General features: G+C 37.9%; 14 protein-coding genes. 8 read left to right on the top strand and 6 right to left on the bottom strand.

The genetic code is table 11. The features are described 5' to 3' along the window. Positions 1-38 precede the first annotated feature (38 nt). Positions 39-2,408: a hypothetical protein gene (locus A0256_19570; protein ID AMR33461.1), complete on the top strand. Its 2,370-nt coding sequence runs from the start codon at positions 39-41 to the stop codon at positions 2,406-2,408. 113 nt (positions 2,409-2,521) lie between these two features. Here A0256_19570 and A0256_19575 read toward each other — a convergent pair whose 3' ends face one another. Beyond that, positions 2,522-2,920: a transcriptional regulator gene (locus A0256_19575; GenBank protein AMR33462.1), complete on the bottom strand. Its 399-nt coding sequence runs from the start codon at positions 2,918-2,920 to the stop codon at positions 2,522-2,524. A gap of 82 nt (positions 2,921-3,002) precedes the next feature. On the opposite strand from A0256_19575, the gene A0256_19580 reads away from it, so the two are divergent. After that, the gene (locus A0256_19580; protein ID AMR33463.1) at positions 3,003-4,502 is read left to right on the top strand and encodes a hypothetical protein; all 1,500 of its coding nucleotides are present in this window, start codon (positions 3,003-3,005) and stop codon (positions 4,500-4,502) included. 865 nt (positions 4,503-5,367) lie between these two features. Here A0256_19580 and A0256_19585 read toward each other — a convergent pair. From A0256_19585 to A0256_19595, 3 genes are all read right to left on the bottom strand, one after another. Further along, positions 5,368-7,155 (bottom strand): hypothetical protein, encoded by a 1,788-nt coding sequence (locus tag A0256_19585; protein ID AMR33464.1) that lies wholly within the window; start codon positions 7,153-7,155, stop codon positions 5,368-5,370. Between the two features lie 35 nt (positions 7,156-7,190). Continuing rightward, on the bottom strand, positions 7,191-9,137 hold the full coding sequence (locus tag A0256_19590) for a hypothetical protein (protein AMR33465.1): 1,947 nt from the start codon (positions 9,135-9,137) through the stop codon (positions 7,191-7,193). A gap of 92 nt (positions 9,138-9,229) precedes the next feature. Next, positions 9,230-9,973, bottom strand: coding sequence for a hypothetical protein (locus tag A0256_19595; GenBank protein ID AMR33466.1), 744 nt, complete (start codon positions 9,971-9,973; stop codon positions 9,230-9,232). A 612-nt stretch (positions 9,974-10,585) separates the two neighbouring features. Between A0256_19595 and A0256_19600 the strand changes: the two genes are divergently transcribed. From A0256_19600 to A0256_19620, 5 genes are all read left to right on the top strand, one after another. Next, positions 10,586-11,422 (top strand): hypothetical protein, encoded by an 837-nt coding sequence (locus A0256_19600; GenBank protein AMR33467.1) that lies wholly within the window; start codon positions 10,586-10,588, stop codon positions 11,420-11,422. Positions 11,423-11,432: 10 nt separating this feature from the next. After that, positions 11,433-12,596 (top strand): hypothetical protein, encoded by a 1,164-nt coding sequence (locus tag A0256_19605; GenBank protein ID AMR33468.1) that lies wholly within the window; start codon positions 11,433-11,435, stop codon positions 12,594-12,596. Then, positions 12,593-14,467: a hypothetical protein gene (locus tag A0256_19610; GenBank protein AMR33469.1), complete on the top strand. Its 1,875-nt coding sequence runs from the start codon at positions 12,593-12,595 to the stop codon at positions 14,465-14,467. Before A0256_19605 ends, A0256_19610 begins: the two co-directional genes overlap by 4 nt. Then, positions 14,467-15,402 carry a hypothetical protein gene (locus A0256_19615; protein AMR33470.1) on the top strand — a complete coding sequence of 312 codons (936 nt, stop codon included), beginning with the start codon at positions 14,467-14,469 and terminating at the stop codon, positions 15,400-15,402. The genes A0256_19610 and A0256_19615 overlap by 1 nt, the downstream gene beginning before the upstream one ends. A gap of 371 nt (positions 15,403-15,773) precedes the next feature. After that, complete coding sequence (locus A0256_19620; protein AMR33471.1) at positions 15,774-15,992, top strand: hypothetical protein; 219 nt, start codon at positions 15,774-15,776, stop codon at positions 15,990-15,992. 180 nt (positions 15,993-16,172) lie between these two features. Here the strand turns inward: A0256_19620 and A0256_19625 are convergent, their stop codons facing one another. Together A0256_19625 and A0256_19630 are read right to left on the bottom strand one after the other, a co-directional pair. After that, the gene (locus A0256_19625) at positions 16,173-16,526 is read right to left on the bottom strand and encodes a hypothetical protein (GenBank protein ID AMR33472.1); all 354 of its coding nucleotides are present in this window, start codon (positions 16,524-16,526) and stop codon (positions 16,173-16,175) included. Positions 16,527-16,835: 309 nt separating this feature from the next. Continuing rightward, positions 16,836-17,921 carry a hypothetical protein gene (locus A0256_19630; GenBank protein ID AMR33473.1) on the bottom strand — a complete coding sequence of 362 codons (1,086 nt, stop codon included), beginning with the start codon at positions 17,919-17,921 and terminating at the stop codon, positions 16,836-16,838. Between the two features lie 525 nt (positions 17,922-18,446). On the opposite strand from A0256_19630, the gene A0256_19635 reads away from it, so the two are divergent. Beyond that, the gene (locus A0256_19635) at positions 18,447-20,024 is read left to right on the top strand and encodes a hypothetical protein (protein AMR33474.1); all 1,578 of its coding nucleotides are present in this window, start codon (positions 18,447-18,449) and stop codon (positions 20,022-20,024) included. Positions 20,025-20,029: the final 5 nt, after the last annotated feature.

The following is a 20,029-nucleotide window of genomic DNA, read 5'->3' on the forward strand; positions in this document are numbered from 1 at the left end:
GCATAGCATTGGGTTATGTAGCATATTAATCCGTCGTTATGTTTCAAAACTATCTGTTAACCGCTTTCCGCAGCTTGCGCAGGTTTAAGCTTTTTACCTTTCTGAATGTTTTTGGTTTAGCCACGGGCATGGCGTGCAGTATTCTGATCCTTTTATGGGTGCAAGATGAACGAAGCTATGATCAATTTAACGAACATTCCGGTCACATCTACCGGATAACCGCCAATGTAGCCGGCACACCAGCAGCGGTTACGCCGCCGCCAGTCGCGCCAGCAATTAAGCAACAGTTGCCCGCTATCAAAGCGGTAACCAGGATAGTGCCCGTCAGCGCAGTCGTAAGTGTGGGCAGTCAGAAATTTGCTGAGAAAAATATCTTTTACGCAGATGCTAACTTCCTGCAAGTATTCAATTACCCGTTATTGCAGGGCGAGACTAACCAAGTACTCACACGTCCGGATGGTGTGGTAGTTTCAGAAAGCGCTGCAATCAAATACTTTGGCACTGCAAACGCCATCGGAAAAACGATTCATGTAGATAACGATGCGAACGGACATGACTACCAGATAACCGGTGTGCTGAAGAACACCCCACACAATTCGCATTTACAATTTGCGATTTTGTTACCCATCGAGTTTTATAACCAATCGAATGGCGGTGTTTGGGACAATTTTGCCGCTTACAGTTATATTCAGTTGGATGACAACTTTAAAACAGATGCCAAGGCTATAACGGCGCTTGAACAGCAAATTGACGCCATCTATAAGGCTAATGACAAGAGTAATACCAAAAGCACCTTTACTTTACAGCCACTTGCCGACATTCATTTGCACTCGCAGTTAGCACTGGATGTGGACGGGCAGGGAAATAACCAGTATGTTACGATATTTTTTCTGGTCGCCCTATTTATTTTGCTGCTGGCCTGTGTCAACTTTATGAACTTGTCAACAGCATTAGGTAGCCAAAGAGCAAAAGAGGTTGGTTTGCGCAAAACCATTGGTGCCATGCGTAGCCAATTGATTGCGCAGTTCATGAGCGAATCCTTATTAGTAGCTATAATTTCTTTAGTGATTGGCAGTGCTATTGCATGGTTGCTATTACCGTTATTTAATGACCTGTCTGCCAAACAAATGACAATGGACCTGTTAAATTTCAAATTACTGGGAAGTTTGTTAGCATTAGCGGTATTAGTAGGAATCGTTTCGGGCAGCTATCCGGCTTTTTTTATGTCCTCATTCAATCCGGCTAAAGTGTTAAAAGGATTAAAGATACTCGGCAATCAAAAGTCTTATTTACGTAACGGCTTAGTAGTTTTCCAATTTGCTATAGCAGTCATCTTAATGGTGAGCACCATTGTGGTCAACTATCAGTTAAGGTTTATCCAAAACCGCGATATAGGTTTTAACAAGGCAAACCTGCTTTACCTGGAGATGCCCAAAACCGGTGATCTGCAGAACAACTACCAGGCGTTAAAAGCGGGCCTACAGCAAAGCCCTGATATTACTGATTATAGCCTGATCAATCAATTGCCTACCAATCTGAGCTCGGCCACAAATAATGTTACCTGGAGCGGAAAAGATCCCCGCCTGCAAATTCTTTTTCCGCACATCAGCGTAGATGGTAGCTTCGTTAAAACCTTCGGCATGCATATGCTTGCCGGACGTAGCTTTGATGACCAAGCCAAGGGGGATGAAAATAATTATGTATTAAATGAGAAAGCAGTGAAGGTTATGGGAATGACTGCTGAAAATGCTGTGGGACAAAAGATCAGCAGTAAAGGACATGAAGGATTGATTATTGGCGTAGTAAAAGACTTTAACTTCAAGCCGGTTCAGCAACCAATTGAGCCCCTTATTATAAAACATACCAACAATGGCGGCTACCTTGTCTTACGGTCCCGTCCGGCAAATGTTCAGGCCCTAATCCTGAAGTTGCGTTCTATTTTTCAGCATGTTTACCCAAATGCACCTTTTGCATATGGTTTTGTAGATGAGGATCTCTCTAAATTATATGTAGCCGAGCAGCGCATGGGCGTGTTATTCAATACCTTTTCAGTAATATCAATCCTGGTATCATGCTTGGGCCTTTTCGGTCTGGCCACTTTTGCGACCCAGAGACGTATAAAGGAAATTGGCGTAAGGCGTGTATTAGGCGCTGGCGTTGGGGGAATAGTGACCATGCTAATGCAGGACTTTGTGAAACTGGTGGCATTATCACTTTTCATTGGTTTTCCATTAGCTTGGTATGCGATGGACAAATGGCTGAGCAGCTATGCTTACCGGATAGAACTCAATTGGTGGATGTTTGCCAGCGCAGGTCTTTTGGCCATCGTCATCGCAGTGTTAACAGTCAGCTACCAATCGATTAGGGCAGCGTTAAACAATCCCGTTAAAAGTTTGAGAACGGAGTAAACAATAAGATTGAAGTAATATTTGGTTCTTTTTAGAGGAAACCTTATCACAATTGGACAAAAGAATTTGTCCTTTTAGATGATGGCAATTTAATATTTTTTGGGCTGCTTTTGTTATTTACCTTTTAACAGTTCGTTCTTTTCTTTTTCAGCCTGTAATAGGCGTTCAAGTAAAACAATCTTTTCATTATACAATTCGACAATTTTATCAATTGGATTAAACGATGGTTGAAAATTAATTGCGTTTAACGTCGAAGTATCCTGACTGGTAAAAGTATTTGAGATTATATTCAAAACAGCATCATCATTAAAGTTTTTGATAGCGTCTGCAGGTACACCCAAAATCTTAGAAATCTTTTCTAAAGCTTCGCCGTCAACATCTGCACTCTGTTCGATTTTAGAAACAGCTTGTTGACTTATTCCCAATTCAGTAGCAAGGGTTTCTTGCTTCATTCCCCGCAACTCACGAATTTTGCTGATTTTTCTGCCGATATGTAAGGTTGGTTCTGCCATAAGTCAAATGTATTGTTAAAAAGTAAATGTACAAAACAACGCCTTTATTGTAAAGTACAATCGCTTATGGTTCGGTACGGTGATGTTTCGCTATTCTTTTGCTTTGCCGGTTAATGGAGGCCGGTATAAAAAGAGTATCATGTACAACGGAACTTATGCACCCTGGGAACATTATCCTAAAACGCTTCGCCATTACGAAGTGGAAAATCCAATGTCTGTAGTAGTCGATTTTTTTAGTGCTGATTCAGTAAAAGGCCACGGCAAGCGGCTAAAGGAATGGCGTTATTATGTAGTTAACGATGAGCATTACGATGAAAAACGACATGGACCCGGCACTTTACTTTTTATATATGACCTCAATTTGAGGATTTTGGAAGCTATGTACCTGCTATTAGTCAATTACAAGAGCTTCTCTTACCAGCGGAAACAGCTTACGGGAGAACAATTAGAGAAAGAAAAGGAACAATGGGAATACTACCCTAAAAACCTTTCCTTGAAAGAACAGCTTGAACCCTATAAGGCAGTTAAGAAAGTCTTTAAGAAAATTAAGCCGCAGGAATATAGGGATCAGCTTCACGAGTGGTCACATGTAGCCCTTTACAATAATGCGGATGTAGAGGCTTTATATGCAGGTGAGGTGATTACCGTTTATGAAAACTTAATTAAGCTTTACTCGGCAGCATGGCTAATCTGCCAGCGAGAGGGCGGTCGCCCACAGCTAAAGCGGAGCAAGCTTGAAAATAGCTTAACCGAAACATCCAGCGAACCAATTGCGCTAAGAACCATAAACGCCGAACCAACGGCAGCCGAAAAATTGGCATTGGAAGAAATCAAAAATTTGATTGTAAAACGCTGTCCGCAGGTTCAAATGATTATTCATTTGGGAACTCATCCCAAGCCGTTTACATTTTACCTGCTTATTCTGATAGACGATGATGAAAAAACACCTGAGCATGAAATCAGTAATAAGATTGAAGATAATTGCCAATACCTTGCTCATGTACATGCTATAGTCCACAAGGCAAACAGCGCAAAAGAAGCGCTTAATATCGGCAGGCGCTTTTGGTTAACTGTTATGGAAAAGGGATTTGTTCTATATCAATCCCCGGAATTAATATTACCGGAGCGTCAGGAAATAACTAAGGAGGTATTACTGGAAAGGGCAAAGTTCAATTGGGAACGTTGGGGCAAACAGGGTAGCGAATTTTTAAGAGGTGCAGAATTATACAGGGCAGATAATAATTTCAGGCTTGCAGCATTTCTCTTGCATCAATCTGTTGAAAGCGTTTTAAAAGCAATTATACAGGCCGTTATAGGCTACCGGGTACAGATGCATAATTTATCAAGGTTATTAAGGCTTACCTTGTTGTTTACAGATGAATTAAAAGATGTTTTTGAGCTTAATACCACCGAGGGGGCACAATTATATCAATTGTTGCAAAACGCCTATTCACAATCACGATATAACAGTTCATTTGATCCTGATGGAGATTCAGTAAGGATACTATCGAAGCAGGTAACGAAATTTAATAAGGTCGCAGAAAGAACTTACAAGCAATATATACAAGATATTAAGTGTTGACAGCCTCAGCAGTATTGGCAGGCGGGCATTCGTTCGCCTTGCCTTGCTTCTGAAACTATTGATCGTAAAGATGGTACCGCTAAGAACCCAAAAGCAGCATGTCGGGCGGTTGATTTTAATCGTCCGACTTTGCTGCTGAAAAGCAAAACGACTCGTACACCCGTTGGAACCATGCAGCTACGGCAGGCGGCTTCATTGCACCTCGCGCTTGCGCGCCGGGTTTCATTGCGCCGTCAGCCTCGCTGCCGCTGGCAGGAGTGAAATTCGTTCCTCATAACACACCTGCCTTTCCCATCACTCAAATATTATAATCCCATTTCACCGCATCCGGCAAAGTTACCGACCGGCAGGTGAAATGTAAAGGCTATACAAGCGAAGCATTTTAATTTGTTTTTTAGCGGTGCTTCGGCCTTGACATTTCACATGCCTTGCGCTTTTGGTGCCTAAGCGTTGAAAATGGGATGGGGTGTTTAATGTCATAAAGAGTGGAAAGTCATGTTAAGCAATAGTTGTAATTATGAGGTAGCTTTGTTCACTTATTTATAGTTTTCCTCAACTACTTCTATTTCCTCGGCTGTTAATTGAAAAATTTCATAGACTAAATAAGCCATAATGTTGGGGTGATATAACTCATAATTTTAATTGAATATACAGAGGAAGTGTTAAGAAACTTAGCATCGAGATCCATCGGACAGGATTTTATTGTGCTGACGCCTTTATTTTAGTAGCAGAACATTTGATTTTATACACAAACTTACAACGCTCGAACAGGATGAATGTATTGCAATTGCAAAAGAAAACAACATGAGTTACAAAGAATTATCTGGTTATGATCCGTTATGAATTAACAAATTAAGCTGTTTTTCTACTCCCCATTTTCATCAAACAGCAATTTTGCAAAATCCCAAAATACACCTGGTGTTTGCCGGCGCTTTCTAAGCAGCCGTAGAAATGCGCCAAATGTTAAGGTGCTATCATAAAGCGCCTGAGTGATCCCCAGTTTTCCTAATGCTAAATGTCCCTCCTTGTAAGCCCAAAATTGTCTGATCATCAATCCCAGATCGTATTTACCATTTTTAAAATCATCCTGAAAAACTATTAAGGTATCCAAATCAATCATGATTAGAGGTTTAACATCAATCAGATCCTGAACTTTGGCCAAATCAGTATCATTGATTAGTTCTGTTTGAAACCACTGATTGACAACCTCGTTTATTCCGGGAGTTGATAGGCTTTGATCAATGTAAAGTAATATTGGGTAAAAAGTCAGGTACTTGTACTTCAAATCACTATCGAAAGGCAAACCGTTTGCTATCGCCCGTTTGATATTGTTTATTATCTGCCTGACTGCTTTAGGCTCAACCTTTACTCTATCCTTTTTTTGTATTTCTTTATACCAAAGTTTGGCTTTTAACTCATCTGAAATCCGGCCGACATTAAAGGATTGTTTAGTGACCCCATTTATAAAAGTATCTTTAAGCTCAAATACGAAAACTTCATCCGAGGCGCGGGTATAATAATCAGGCTCGGCACTGAAGGCCGGGCCATATAATTTTCTTATTTGCTCACCAGAAAATTTGAGGTATTTACCATTATGGAATATCGAATCGAGCACCTGTTTTGATAGGTATGATTCTGAAAACTCATCATTCAAATATCCTTTAAAATCTATTTTGGGGAATAATTCAGGTTGTTGTTTAATAATTCCGCTAAACTCAAAAAATAAGGAATTATACACTTTATTGTAAACCAATAAATTATCGATAATTAAAAATTTATCAGATTCAATTTGAAATAATGGTTTAGATCGTGGCAATATAAAGTCATGAAGAGTAAAACCTGTATCTTCACTTTCAATTGCTAACGCATTTAAAAACATCCTTGATGTTTCAGCCCGTTGAGTGTTTGGATCAACAACTAAATATGCCAAGCCATTGATATTATTTTTAAGGGCATGATCTACAAGAGGAAATATAGCCTTGAAATATTCCTTCCAATTAGAAGCGCCATACGATTTTAAAAACACCTCAAGTATTTGCGGCAGATTGATTTGAGCAAATTGGAAAAAATATGATGCTTTTATAAACTGGCTAATCATGGCATCAGCAGCATCTATGTGATTTAGATCGTGATATGGCAATAACATGGTCGTCATTGTCAATCCAAGCATCATCAGTACCCCTCCACCTTTTGGAATGCTTTCTATTATACGCTGTGAGTTGAAGTTAGCAACATAAATTTCATTGATGAGCAGGTATGCTTTTAGAAGCCGTTCATGAGTCCCATCAACATCAGGTGGATGAATATTACGATTCTGAATGCCATAAACTTCTAAAAATCGCTGTAACAATGTGAGATTCGACCACATGTTCAATAGGCGAAGGCTCTTCCATTCCTTTTCAGTGTAGCCATGGAGTATCCGCAACCTATATTGATTGACAAGTGGGGATTGAGAGCCAAACCAAAAGTCAAGTTCATCATCAAAAGATTTATATTTTCCTTCCCTTACAACAAAATTCAGTCTGGCAACAATTGGAAAAGCAACGTCAAAATCAACACCGGAGATTAAGGATAAAATCTCACCATGTTTGTCACCCGATAGTTCGGGAAACAAATATTTATACTCCAGCATCGTCACGTTGTTTACCGTCATTTATTCAAATTTCCTAATTTCTATCGCGCAATCAATTAACTCTTTGACTCATTGGGGTTATCGTCCTGATCGTTTGCTGATTCGCCGGACTCGTCTTGTAATTCTTTCATTAATTCGGGCATATAGGCATTTAAGCTATCCCTCATTGCTTGTTCTTCCTGTTTAATATCCTTTAAAAATAACCTTAATTCATTATCGGATAACGTGCTTTTCCATGATTGACCAGTCTGTTTGAAACCTTCCCTTTGAAGAATGTTAATCATGCTGTTACCATCTCTTATTTCAGTAGTTGCCATTAAATTTTGTTTCCCGTACAATTTCAGCAAATGTTTAAAAATTATAGATGAGAACCCTTTGCCCTGATGTTCTGGATGCGTATAAAAATATCCTGCCTCCCAATCATAATCATTTGCTAAATCTGGCAGGTTTGCTTTATCTGCTCCAAAATCACTTGCTGTTTTAGGTTTAATGGCACCTATTGCAACAGGTTTGCCCCACGAGAATCCCATTGCAATAAGTTTGCACCTTTTTACCTTTTCTTCTGAAGGATTTCGAACTTTTCCTTGCTCTTCTAAAAGTTCAACAAAGCTGGCAATTTGTTCTTCAGTAAATTTAGAAGGTTCACCTATTTTGAATGACTTATCATTGATCCATGGAACAATTGTTCCGGTATTTTTCCAAGGATTGCCGTCTGTTCGATTTCTGTATTTACCTTTATAATCCATTATAAATAATAAAGCCAGTTCAACGTACCAAATGCCAAGCTGTAATGCCTGGTATTTTGCCATTAAGTCTATTTTTCTCAATTCCGTACGCTTGGATTCCTGGCCGTGTACCAACGCATTTCTGATAAACGTAAAAGCTTCAGGCCCATCAATGACGTTAGGTAATGCGGCAAGCTCCTGAAATGCCGGAGGTACTGCTGCATCAATCTTTAATTGAAAAATGATCATACGGATTTTATTGGCAGCTGATAGTTTTTCAGCATCGCCACCAATTATTACCTTCTGTCGTTCAACAATTAACCAATTGTAGATTAATTCTAATGCTGTTTGAATTAAGATAATTGAACCATCAACCATTCCCGCTTGTGAATTGGCCTCTACATACCAATGTATCGCGGTTTTAAGAAAGTCCTGGTCATTTTCATCTTTCCAGAGTTTATTGTAAGATTTCCATAAAGATTGCAAGTCGTTCAAATAATGGATATCAGACCAACAGTTTACGTGTTTATGTATATCAACTGTATAATTTGTATAATCAGTCCAAAGGTTCTGACCGTCGAAAGAACCCGTGTAAAACATTGGTGCTATTCGTCTTCCGTTCAAAAAATATAGAAAGTGATGAAAACGATCATGCCATTTATGCAAATCTGACAGGCTCAGAGCCCCTTTGATATTCGTAATCTTCCCTAAATAGGTAATTAAGAAACCACCATCTTCGTTGAGCTTTTCCTGTCGAACTTTATAATCGACAGTTTTGTCAAGAATGATCTTATAGGGCTTATCCTCAAGGGTTAACCGAGATTTTTGAAGTTTAACAGAACCATCAGTAATTTCCTTAACTGAATCACCTAAATATTCCCGCATATTAGGTATGGCGAAGATTACTTCGTTAACGGCAATAGTTTTTTCGCCCCAGATAAATTCGTTAGCATGGCCCCCACAGGTGGCTTGTTCAGTCAAATTTAGATCGTAGACCTTTATTTTAGCCATAGACTGATTGTCTATCCAAATTTCATATTCTCCAGTTTCATTAAAATTTGGTTTAGCAGAAGTTGTAAAAGATGCCTTAAATTTTACCCCCATATCTGGAAACCATTTAAAGATGATGTCCCCATTTACCGGGAATTCCTTTTCTTCCCTTTTCAGAATGAAATCACCAGAATAAATTTTAAGAATTTCATTGGCTTCAGCCATGGAAACCAGAGATACATTTCTTAATGGAACATCTTTAAAGAATTCCTGCAATTGATCAAACATATTGTTAATATATATAAAGTTGAGGGATAGGTTGGTAAAGTGTGATTAACAGTGACAATTATTAGTTTAGAAATAACTGGCGGATAAGACTCTTAGTTTCTTAGTTGCAGATAAAGCAATGTCCTTGCGTCGTATCTGTCAGCCAAGTCGTCAAAGTCCTCATTCCTCAAACCATTTATGCTTCTATCACCAGTAAAACATTTTAGATAATCTTCCATAAATGCTTTCAGGTTTTTAAAATCGTATTGTGCTAAGGAACCTCCTTTGCTTGCTACAATTTGTTCTGCGGGAATGACATAAACATCATTTTGTGAGTAAACAAAGACAAAGCTACCTGATGATATTTTGAGCATTCGGTTGCATTGCTCACGCAATCGTTCAAATTCTGAGCGGCCCATCTTAATTTGAATTAATCCTTTTTTATCCAGATAGACGGTATCAGGAAGTATCTGGGAATGAATTTCATTGCCTGTTTTAACTCCCGGATAAACAGTGCTTGACATAACAACGGGATCAGCTTCATATTTGGCCTGAGCAAGAAAACCTTTCTTTACTTTAAGGCCTGGAATATCAACATCCAGTAGCGTTGCTAAATCTGCCCCATATTGAGTTTCTGCAGCATTACGACCTCTATCACGTAAAGTTCTTGTGCTTATAGATATTGTACTTGGGTTCGGCGATTGAAAATCTTCAAAATCTCTCTGGATATTAGCTAAAAGACGGTCGGTGATATTGGGTTCGGTTTCTATAAGTCCTTCTCTCAGGTCTGTCAACACACGTTCAACACTTCTGGAAATCTTTTGAGAAATGGTATCAACAACTTCTAATGGTATCATGATAGGTTTAAAGAGAACAAGATAGTAAAAATTGAAGAAGAAATATTGATGAAGCTTTGAGTAGAAATATCTTTATTAAGCCCTGTTAAAACAGAGTTTAAAGGTTTCGGCGATATCCTACAAAAAACCGAAAGAAGGTAAAGGAAGCCAGTAATGTAATGGAGCGGGCAAGTATCAGAACACGTGCTATAGAATGGAAGCTGCGTGATGTACGTGAATTACCAACTGGTACCGTCACAAATCTAATAGAAGAAGTTGTAAAAAATAACTTGTTAATTGAAGATGAATCAGAAGTTTGGTAGAAAGGAAATCCACAAAAATCCTTATATTTGTATTATAAGATTTGCAATTAATCTGTATTTGAAAAGTGGTGAGTAATTCGGTGAGTAAGAATTTATATCCACGTAAAATATTGAATATCAAGCCAAGATAAGGGCAATACAAATCCCTCCGGCTCCACTAGTTATGTTTTAAAAAATGCCCTTATTGCATCAATAAGGGCATTTTTTTGTGACTACTATTTACAGGAGTGTAAAAAGTGGTGTAAAAACAATCTCTTGAATTGATTTTTTTGTCTATATTTATTTAAAAAAACTTCAATAGCTATTTCAATTGGATACTTGCACAGACCGCAATTTAAGATATAAACCCATTATTAAATGGGCTGGTGGCAAAAATTGGCTGATCGATAGACTGAAAAAAATTATCCCAGAAAATTTTAATCGTTATCATGAACCCTTTTTTGGAGGCGGCTCTACCTTCTTTAATCTAAAACCTTCCGCAGGGGCTTGCCTTTCTGATACTAATGAAGAGCTAATTAATTTCTTTATTCAGCTGCAGAACGATTTTGAAAGTGTATTGAGTATACTTTCTACAAACGAAATTAGTGAAGAGTATTTTTATAGGTTGAGAGAAACAATTTTAGTCGACGATGTTGAAAGAGCTGCAAGGTTTTACTATTTAAATCAAACATGCTTTAACGGCCTCTATAGGGTTAATCAACAAGGCAAATTTAATGTCCCATACGGGAGAAACAATATCACAAATTTAAGTGATCACGATAAATTTTTAAAAATTCATGAAATGTTACAAACTTCTATAATAAGATGTTGTGATTTTGGAGAAACGTTAAGTGAAATAAATAAAAATGATTTAGTTTTCTTGGACCCGCCTTATACGGTTGCGCATAATCTAAACGGTTTTATAGAGTACAATAAGAAGCTTTTTTCATGGTCAGATCAGGAACGTCTGGCAAAATATATTGCCAATATAATCGAAAAGGGCGCATTTTTTATTTTGACGAACGCAAATCATAGTTCGACAGTAGAATTATATAAACATTTAGGTAAGGTCTCTGAAGTTACAAGATTTAGTACTATTGGGGGAAAAGCTCAATCTCGTAAAAAAATATCTGAAATAATAGTTACTAATTGTCCTGAATTAATTTAACCTAAACCAGATGTCATTTTTAAAAATCGCTGTGATTAGTGACCTTCATTGTAAGCACAAAAGTGCTGAACATAAAAATTTGACGTCAACCATTTTGTATTCAAATGATATAGGTGTCGCTGAATTTAAGCATCCTGTGAAAGCTCTTTACAAGTTTATAAAAGCTCAAGAATTAAAAGCTGATATAGTTTTATGTCCTGGAGATGTTACTGACAGTTCTGACGATCAAGGTTTACTTACAGGTTTTTCTTATCTTGAGAAAATATCCAAAGCTTTAGATACAGAAAAATTGATCTTCACAATAGGGAATCACGATGTCAATAGTAGAGATTCATTGGCAGATGATGTATTCAATAAATTAAAAAATATTGATGAAAAATATCCTCTACCAACCAAAACTGCCAATGATCACTATTGGCTACATGGATTTGCTGTAATAACAGATGGGGATGTTTTAATTTTGGTTTTTAATAGCTGTTACTCGCATCGCACTTCAGCAAAAGCACAAAAATCGAAAATTGATCAGCCCACTTTAGATAAAATAAATGCAGAATTGGCTCTACATAAGGTAGCAGACTTCAAGCATAAGATATTACTTTGCCATCATCACCCATTAAACCATGCTAACATAGACTACGAAGATTCTGATGTTATAGACAAAGGGGACTTATTAATAGACTTAGTTGTCAAAAACGGCTTTCACATATGTGTCCATGGACATAAGCACGAGCCTCGACTTAGGACTGTTAGCAAGTTGCCCATATTTTGCTCAGGAAGCTTTTCTTCTTTGATGAATGTATCTGTCATTAAAGGGGACAATACATTTCATATGATTTATCTGAAAGAAACCGAAAATAAAGGGTATATTAAAACATGGGTACATCTACCTATGGTTGGATGGATGACCCGCGATGACAGCCAATTTCCATCTTATGTAGGATTTGGATATCAGGGAAATATTGAAATCCTTGCTAAACAAATCGTTGATTTTTTAGAAAAAACAGGTTCTTCATTTATACAATTTGAAACACTTGAAAAGCAATTTGAAGATATATTATATTTAGACGAACAAGATCAGAAAAAACTTTCGACTATTTTGTTAGATAAATATCATTGGAGTTTCGAGCCTAATTATCCAAACAAACCGCGGCTTCTTTTAAAACAAGTTATATGAATAAAATTGAAGCACAAGAATCGTTTAATGCTCGATACCTTTCATATGAAGATATCGCAAAAACGTTCATTCCTAATGATCAATTCTATCAACTAGTTACCAATAATCATACATTATTGATGGGGCCTCGTGGCAGTGGAAAAACAACATTGTTGAAAATGTTAGCCCCTCCAGGACAGTTTTATCTAGATCGGTACAAAACCGCTACAGATATAAATTTAGGGTTTATTGGCATATATATACCAACTGATATACAATGGAATAAACAAATAGAAGTATTCTTATCCGATGAAAATTACTCCCGCAAAATAAAAGAAACATTTCCAAGATTTTTGGTAACAACGAATATCTTGATCTGTCTTGTAAATACTTTTATTCAAGTGCTTGAATTGAAGTCAAATCATGAACATCTTGATATCCTTTCCAGCGAAATTGATTTAGCTCATCAAATTATTAATTTTTGGGGGATTGAGAAGCCTGTTAGCCCAACATTAAATAGTATTAAGCAATCATTATATCTAAGACTCACCAGAGCTAACACCTTGCTTAAAAGGCTTAGATATAGTAATGAACTTGATGAAGGTGAATTGCCAAATTACTTTTTTGAAGACTATTTCGACTTATTAGTACTTGGTTGTAACGCCTTTGAATCTATCTTTGAAAAAGGTAACGCTTTATTGTCTCGAAAATGGGCACTGTGTTTCGATGAATTGGAAATTTCACCAGATTGGCTTCAAAAGGATTTATTAGAGAAGATACGAAGCGTTGACCAAAGGTTTATTTTCAAGCTTACTACAAGTCCTATCGTGTCAATCGTCGATAAAATTTATGATCGTGGCAATACTATTCAAGCAAGAGAGGATGAAGATTTCAAGGTTATAAGAACTTGGAACTATGATTTTAATTGTCAGCAACAATGGAACAAATTTTCTGATCAGTTAGTTACGCAGAAAATTGCAAGGTTCTTCTCAACGGATGTTACACCAAAAATTGTATTTGGTGAGGACTCTGATGAGAGGAACTTAAAAAATGTATTCCCAAGAAACTTTCTTACGAAGCCGCGACCTAAGTCTGTAGCGAGTCTTTACGAAGAAGGAAATTACTATTGGAGCTTGTTTAAAGGATTGGCTGCAATTGACCCTAGTTTTAAAAAGTTTTTAGAACAAAAAGCTATTAACCCTAACAATCCATTACCTAAATCACCGGTTCAAATGGATCAGATATTTCGGAAGGTTAAAGAAATTGTATTGTTTAGGTTTCATTTCAAACAAAATGATCTTAGCATAAGAAAACGTCGGAATCCTTCGCTGTACTACGGAATACCCGCCATTTATGAAATTTGTGATGGCAATCCAAGATTTTTAATAAGTCTTATTGATTCGCTTCTTTTTAACTTAAACGAGCCTCTGATTAAATTAAATATAAATTTGCAGTCGCAAATTATCACTGATTATTCTCAGAAATATCTTAATCTGATCGCGTCACACCCAGATTCTAATAAGGAAATAGCACATGGAAGAAATTTAAATTTAGCTACGTTAATTTCACAAATTGGCACATTTTTCTTTGATAGACTTGTTCGAGACGAATTTAAGATGAACAAGCCGACAACATTTTGGGTCGATAAAGATGTTCCTGCAAAAATTTTAGAATTAATCGAATTAGGTGTGCATTTAGGCGCTTTTATTTATTTAGACCCTAAAAAGGTTGTAAGTAAAGAAGGCCTTTTAGGTGTCAAATTTAGGCTTTCCTATCTTTTACACCCGCATTTCAGATTACCTAAAAGAGAATATGATACTATTATGTTATCAACCATTCTTAAAAATAAGAAAAAACAATCAAGTCTCGATCAACTTACAATTTCTATTTAATGAAAGTCATCACCACAACACAGTTGTCGAAATTAGATATCAAAAAGATAGATATTGGAATTTTTTCAGCAGGCTACGAAAAAAGATGCACTCACATTGCGACTACCATTGATAAGACTGCTCAATTTGAAGTTAAACTTTGTTTGTCCTTTATCAATCAGGATTCTGAGACTAAATTAAACAAAAAAATATTTACGCAGTTAGGTTTTGATATAAAAGGTGGAAATGGCAATGATGGTAGATGGGTAGAAAATCTACTAATAGATTACTTTAAAAAATTAGATATTTTAACCGAAGAAATAACTGTTTTTATCGACTACTCCTCAATGACTCGTGTTTGGTATGCAAGCATCTTGCGTTTTTTTTATTACTCACCTTTAAAATTTAAAAATATAAGACTCATTTTTGCATATTCATTCGCTCAATTTTCTAATCCGCCTATCACCACAGTGAGAAATATCCATGTCGAACCCCTTGATGGCTATTCTTCTTTTTCCTTACCTGACAAACCAACTGCCTTAATACTTGGATTAGGCTACGAGCCAGAGAAGGCTTACGGACTTACAGAATTTTTTGATGCTGAAACATATTTGTTTTATAACGATGCAAGTTTAAGTGCAAAGTTTTCCAAAGCTGTCGAAGAAACGAACAAATATCTACTAAATTTAGTGCCCAAAGAAAATATTTATTTGTACCCTATTGGCGATATGATATTTACTGAAAAACTACTGTCTAATTTATGTCGGGCATTAGGTGAAAGTAATCGTATAGTAATAGCGCCCACTGGTCCTAAACCATTTACGCTTATAAGTCTAATTACCTCGTTGAAGTTTGATGACGTAGATGTATGGAGAATTAGTCCAGGTAATGATGCTAAGATTACAAACAGAGAAGCAAGCGGAACGGTTTCTTATTTGCAGGTAATGATTGGTTAAAAATTATTTCAAGGCGTTTAATACCCTTTCACCTTTACTACAGTAATAGTGGTAGAAATACCGACTACCTTTGCAATTTATATAATTGTACAATCATTTTCAATGTATTTTACTATTTCGGCCTTTGGTCGGTGTTTCCACCGCACCAACCGTTTAATCCTGCCCTGCTCAACAATCGACTCCCTCCAATTTAAGATAAGTTGCTCATGAAACTCCGCAAGCAATAACCGTTAAATATTTAACAGGCGATCTTATAACATCTAATCCACCGTTCATCTGTTTTTACCCCTCCCTCCCGGTTGAGCCGTACACACAAAATAATTGAGCCTTACAAGCAACTCTTACCCCATTTGATCGTTGATATTTGTACCATGAAAAACATCACAAAAATTCAGTTGGGCAAAAATGGCCCGTTGGTATCTAAACTTGGTTTAGGCTGCATGCGGATGTCCTCCATTTTAGGCAGCCCTTCTCCATACGAGGCAGAAAGTATGGCTACGATCCATAATTGCAAAACTCGTTCAAATTCTCTTTATGGTCGACTAGAAAAGTTTATTCAAACTACGGCATTGCCTAAGGCTGGCCTCTGATCTATAATCTTGTCGTTTTCTTTAGCAGTAAATACGGGTTTATTATGAGTTCGACTATAAAAATTGGGGAGTAATGATCCAGCTTTTGAATTAAATGCATCCTAGGCAATTCCGGCAGTAATTACCACTATTATAATTTATTTGGTTTACAACCATCCGGCAACTATTAATTTTGATTCTTTACTGCATAACGACGTTGGATGACAGTGCTTCTTTGTAGGCTTCAAGCAATTGTATGTATTTATCCTTCCAGTACATATCGTCTCCATTTTTAACATCGGGGAATGCAGCTTTTTGATATTGATTAACCCTTGCTTCAAACTGATCGCTTGTAAACAGGTCAGGGAATTCTTTGGAAAAATCGTGACGAATGGCAGATCCTATCCGCAAAATAATGTCGTATTTCAGATACTTATTCTGAAAGTAATTATAAACGGATCGCCTATTTACACTCAAATCAGCAGCCAGATCAGTTATGCTGTATCCATTTTTTCTAACTGTATATTCTACTATTTGCCCGTAATGTTGCTCCATAACCTTTTAATTTGATAAGGTTAGGCAACTTACAAGCCGAAATCATCTTTTAGGCTAAATGGTGTAATATCAAACTGGCGGTTTGCTTTAGTGTCAAAATTTTGTTGCTCAGTTACAAATCCTGATTTTTTTGGGAGGTTTTCTTCAGAATTCAAAATAACGTGTGTATCAATTTTTAGTCGGTATTGTTCATCTCGTTTTATCAATTGAAATACTGCATGAACGCTTGCACCAAATCAAAAAACATGAATGACCAGCTGCCGTCATCAATTAAGTAGCCCAATCATTATAACATTACTCTAAATTTACTCAAACCACGGCGTTCCCTGAGGCTGGCCTTTGGTGTATAAGCTTGTCGTTTTCTTGAGCCGTTAATACGGCTTTATTAGCCCTGATTTTTTCCCCAAACAGGATAACAGAGAAAAATTTAAACCGCCCTAATAAGAGTTGGAGTACAATAGGAAATGCAATACCAATCACGATCCCGAAAATAATTTGAACAACTTTATTATGGATCGATAGCTTAGCCATAACTACCCTGGATGCAACACTTCCAAAAATGTGGAAAAGATATATAGCATACGAGAAGCCACCTAACCAGATAAATCGATCGTTTTTCCACACCATCCCTATGAGCAAAATACAAGCTGTGGATCCTACGAAAAAAGTAAGGAGGTTATTGAGCCGGATATTTTCGGGATGATTAAAAATATATAGTTGATAGCTAAACATACACAGAAAAATCAGTCCGGCGATTTTCAGTATCCAGCTATGAAAAATGATAGTATAAAATCGTTTTAGTATAAGGCCAAGCGTAAAAAAGGTGAGCAGGAAAGGGACCTTATGTACACTAAAGTTATTGAACTTATAAGGAAATGCTATAAAAATTACGGTAAATACCGATAGCCAAATAATTGAAGGGATAAACTTGCTCAACAGGTTCAGATTTTCGAAAGCCATAATGATTAAAAACACTACCAGCATTCCTTGCAGGAACCAAAAGTGGGCGTACGGGTATAAATAGATATAGCGAATGTCTGTAAGGTGGTTCTTGTAATTTACCCCGGGGGTAAAATGTTGAATTACATAAAATAGCGTGGATACCACAATTAGTGGAATTAAAAGTCTGTTAAGTTTTCCCGAGACAAACTGACCATTGGATGCAAACTTTGAAAGCGGTTTATAGGCGTAGATATATCCTGAAATAACCGTAAACAGGGGCATCCGGATATATTCAAAGGTATAATAGAAAAACCTCCAAATAGAATCGTCTGCTACTTTTAAACCATCAGTTGATTTAGCACCTATTACGTGCCCCGACACCATTAATACGATAGCAACTCCCCGTAACGTTTCAATTGCTGTGTTTTTTTCTACTTTCCTATTTTGCGACATTATTTCGGTTTAGGTTAATAATTATTGTAAATATATCTTAAGGCAATATATTTTAAACTGTATATTTCATTATGTATACTCGTTTGAGCATTTATCAAAAATAGTGTGTGGCCATGCACCCCGTTGTGTATAGCCTGCCTCACTTTTGGCCCGCCTACTGTTGCCCTTGATCATAAGCATTTTGGAAGGATAAAAAACCTTAGGATACTACGTAAACTTTTATTGATCATGATCGCTCTGATCAAATCAAGTGTGCTACGCTTAGTTTCACGGTTGCTAGTGGTAAGTAGATCTACGCAATTATATAAATACGTAGAAGTACGTATAAACCACCCTCCTTTCGTCCCTATATTAGATCAACCTAACCCATTGATTATGAAGTCAAGATCATCTGCTTAAAAGGTAATTTCTGCGATTGATAACAAGACGCTAACGATACAACATTTGAGGTAGGATTGACAAGTTAACCTGCTTTATTAAAGAATTAAGTATTGCTGATTTAACCTACCTAACACTTATTACCATATGGAAAAAAGACCTAAAAAATCCGGCGTCGGGCCGGGAGCATCATGGAATAATCTTTTTACGAATATTAGCAGACAGGGCAGTAAATTTAATTCCCCCATAGCAGCCAATAACCTGTATTATGCTTTTTTATCGAAGGTTGACTATGACGAAAGCAGCAGTACGTGGTCGGTTGCGTTTGAGGTTCAACCGGCAGTGTGGACGGTTAATATATTTGAAAACGGGAGCAAGCCAATAAAATACAAGGCGCCGCTGGGGCCGGCTTCCATTTTCCACATGCCCTACGCTTCAGGCCAGGATCTGTTATCGGTGCTTGGGCTTACGGATCCGGACGATATTGCAGAGGGAACATGGTACCTGATCAAAATAGTTCCGCAGGTAAGCGAGGTATTGTCAGGCATTTTCTACAACCCGGATATTGACACCAACCCTACCGATGAGACGATGATGTACGGGGATTATAATCTCATTGATGCTTCGCTGCAGGTGGAACTGGAGATGAATGTATATGTGATCAACAACCCGGTACCGCGAAAAACGGTTGACGGTACCGTTGGGTACAAAAATGTAAAGCGAGGTTTGGTTGATCGGTACATGCCTTATGGTAAAAAGCAATCATTTAAACGGGTTAAAACGGAGCCTGATGCAAGGCTGGCGGTTACCGCCCCCATAACAAGCATCGGCGCAATGGATATCGGTCAGGGAAATTGTAATCTTTTAATAGATACCGTTAACCAGCCGTTTACCTACTTCGATCTTGGCTATCCTTTGTGGTTTTATGTGGGCAGCTTACCGGCCAACATGAACTATGCCAATTTGGGGGGTGCATACCAGGGCCCAATTACCCAAAATCCTCCCGGTAATGATCTGGAGGTTGTACTCTCTCACTGGGACTGGGATCATTGGCGCCTGGGTAAGGTGGCCAATATGATTACACTCCCGTGGATTGTTCCCTACCAGCCCATAGGCGGTTCAGCATTAGCTTTTTATAATTCACTCACCAACGTACAGATATATAATAACGGGCCATTTAACGGGGCTGGCGGCACTTACAGCCTGTACAGATGCGCCCCCGGCACCCTTCCGGCAGCCGCAGTGCTTAATAATACAGGTATTGCAATGAATGTAAACATGAAATTGCCAGCAGGTACCGTACCAGCTACCACCGTTTTAATGACGGGCGATGCCAACTTTAGCAGCATCCAGGGCGGTCCGTTCAACTTCGTTGCCGGTATCGAAGCGGTACATCACGGCTCAAACGCCCACGGCGCATCGGGCAATCTGCCAGCCCCTATTGGTGGCAACCCGGGTCGTGTATTTTACTCTTACGGTTTAAGAATGCAAGGTGGCATCCTCGTATATGTTTATGGCTTCCCTGTTCCCGCAGCTGTAAATAACTATCATTTGGGCGGCTGGACAATTGAAAGCAGCACCGCCGAAGGAATGCATATAAGAGCACTGCCTACCACACAAGCCAACCGGGGCAATGTGCGCGTTGGCGTACAAACAGCGCTCGATCCGGTAACATACGGATATTCAGCTTTTTCAGTATTTCCACCTGCTAATGCAATTAACTAATCACA

The sequence above is a fragment of the Mucilaginibacter sp. PAMC 26640 genome (assembly GCA_001596135.1).
Classification (GTDB): Bacteria; Bacteroidota; Bacteroidia; order Sphingobacteriales; family Sphingobacteriaceae; genus Mucilaginibacter.

Coding starts and splice junctions, on each gene's coding strand:
- A0256_19570 (AMR33461.1), top strand. CDS start 39: ATGTTTCAAAACTATCTGTTAACCGCTTTCCGCAGCTTGCGCAGGTTT.
- A0256_19575 (AMR33462.1), bottom strand. CDS start 2,920: ATGGCAGAACCAACCTTACATATCGGCAGAAAAATCAGCAAAATTCGT.
- A0256_19580 (AMR33463.1), top strand. CDS start 3,003: ATGTTTCGCTATTCTTTTGCTTTGCCGGTTAATGGAGGCCGGTATAAA.
- A0256_19585 (AMR33464.1), bottom strand. CDS start 7,155: ATGACGGTAAACAACGTGACGATGCTGGAGTATAAATATTTGTTTCCC.
- A0256_19590 (AMR33465.1), bottom strand. CDS start 9,137: ATGTTTGATCAATTGCAGGAATTCTTTAAAGATGTTCCATTAAGAAAT.
- A0256_19595 (AMR33466.1), bottom strand. CDS start 9,973: ATGATACCATTAGAAGTTGTTGATACCATTTCTCAAAAGATTTCCAGA.
- A0256_19605 (AMR33468.1), top strand. CDS start 11,433: ATGTCATTTTTAAAAATCGCTGTGATTAGTGACCTTCATTGTAAGCAC.
- A0256_19610 (AMR33469.1), top strand. CDS start 12,593: ATGAATAAAATTGAAGCACAAGAATCGTTTAATGCTCGATACCTTTCA.
- A0256_19615 (AMR33470.1), top strand. CDS start 14,467: ATGAAAGTCATCACCACAACACAGTTGTCGAAATTAGATATCAAAAAG.
- A0256_19620 (AMR33471.1), top strand. CDS start 15,774: ATGAAAAACATCACAAAAATTCAGTTGGGCAAAAATGGCCCGTTGGTA.
- A0256_19625 (AMR33472.1), bottom strand. CDS start 16,526: ATGGAGCAACATTACGGGCAAATAGTAGAATATACAGTTAGAAAAAAT.
- A0256_19630 (AMR33473.1), bottom strand. CDS start 17,921: ATGTCGCAAAATAGGAAAGTAGAAAAAAACACAGCAATTGAAACGTTA.
- A0256_19635 (AMR33474.1), top strand. CDS start 18,447: ATGGAAAAAAGACCTAAAAAATCCGGCGTCGGGCCGGGAGCATCATGG.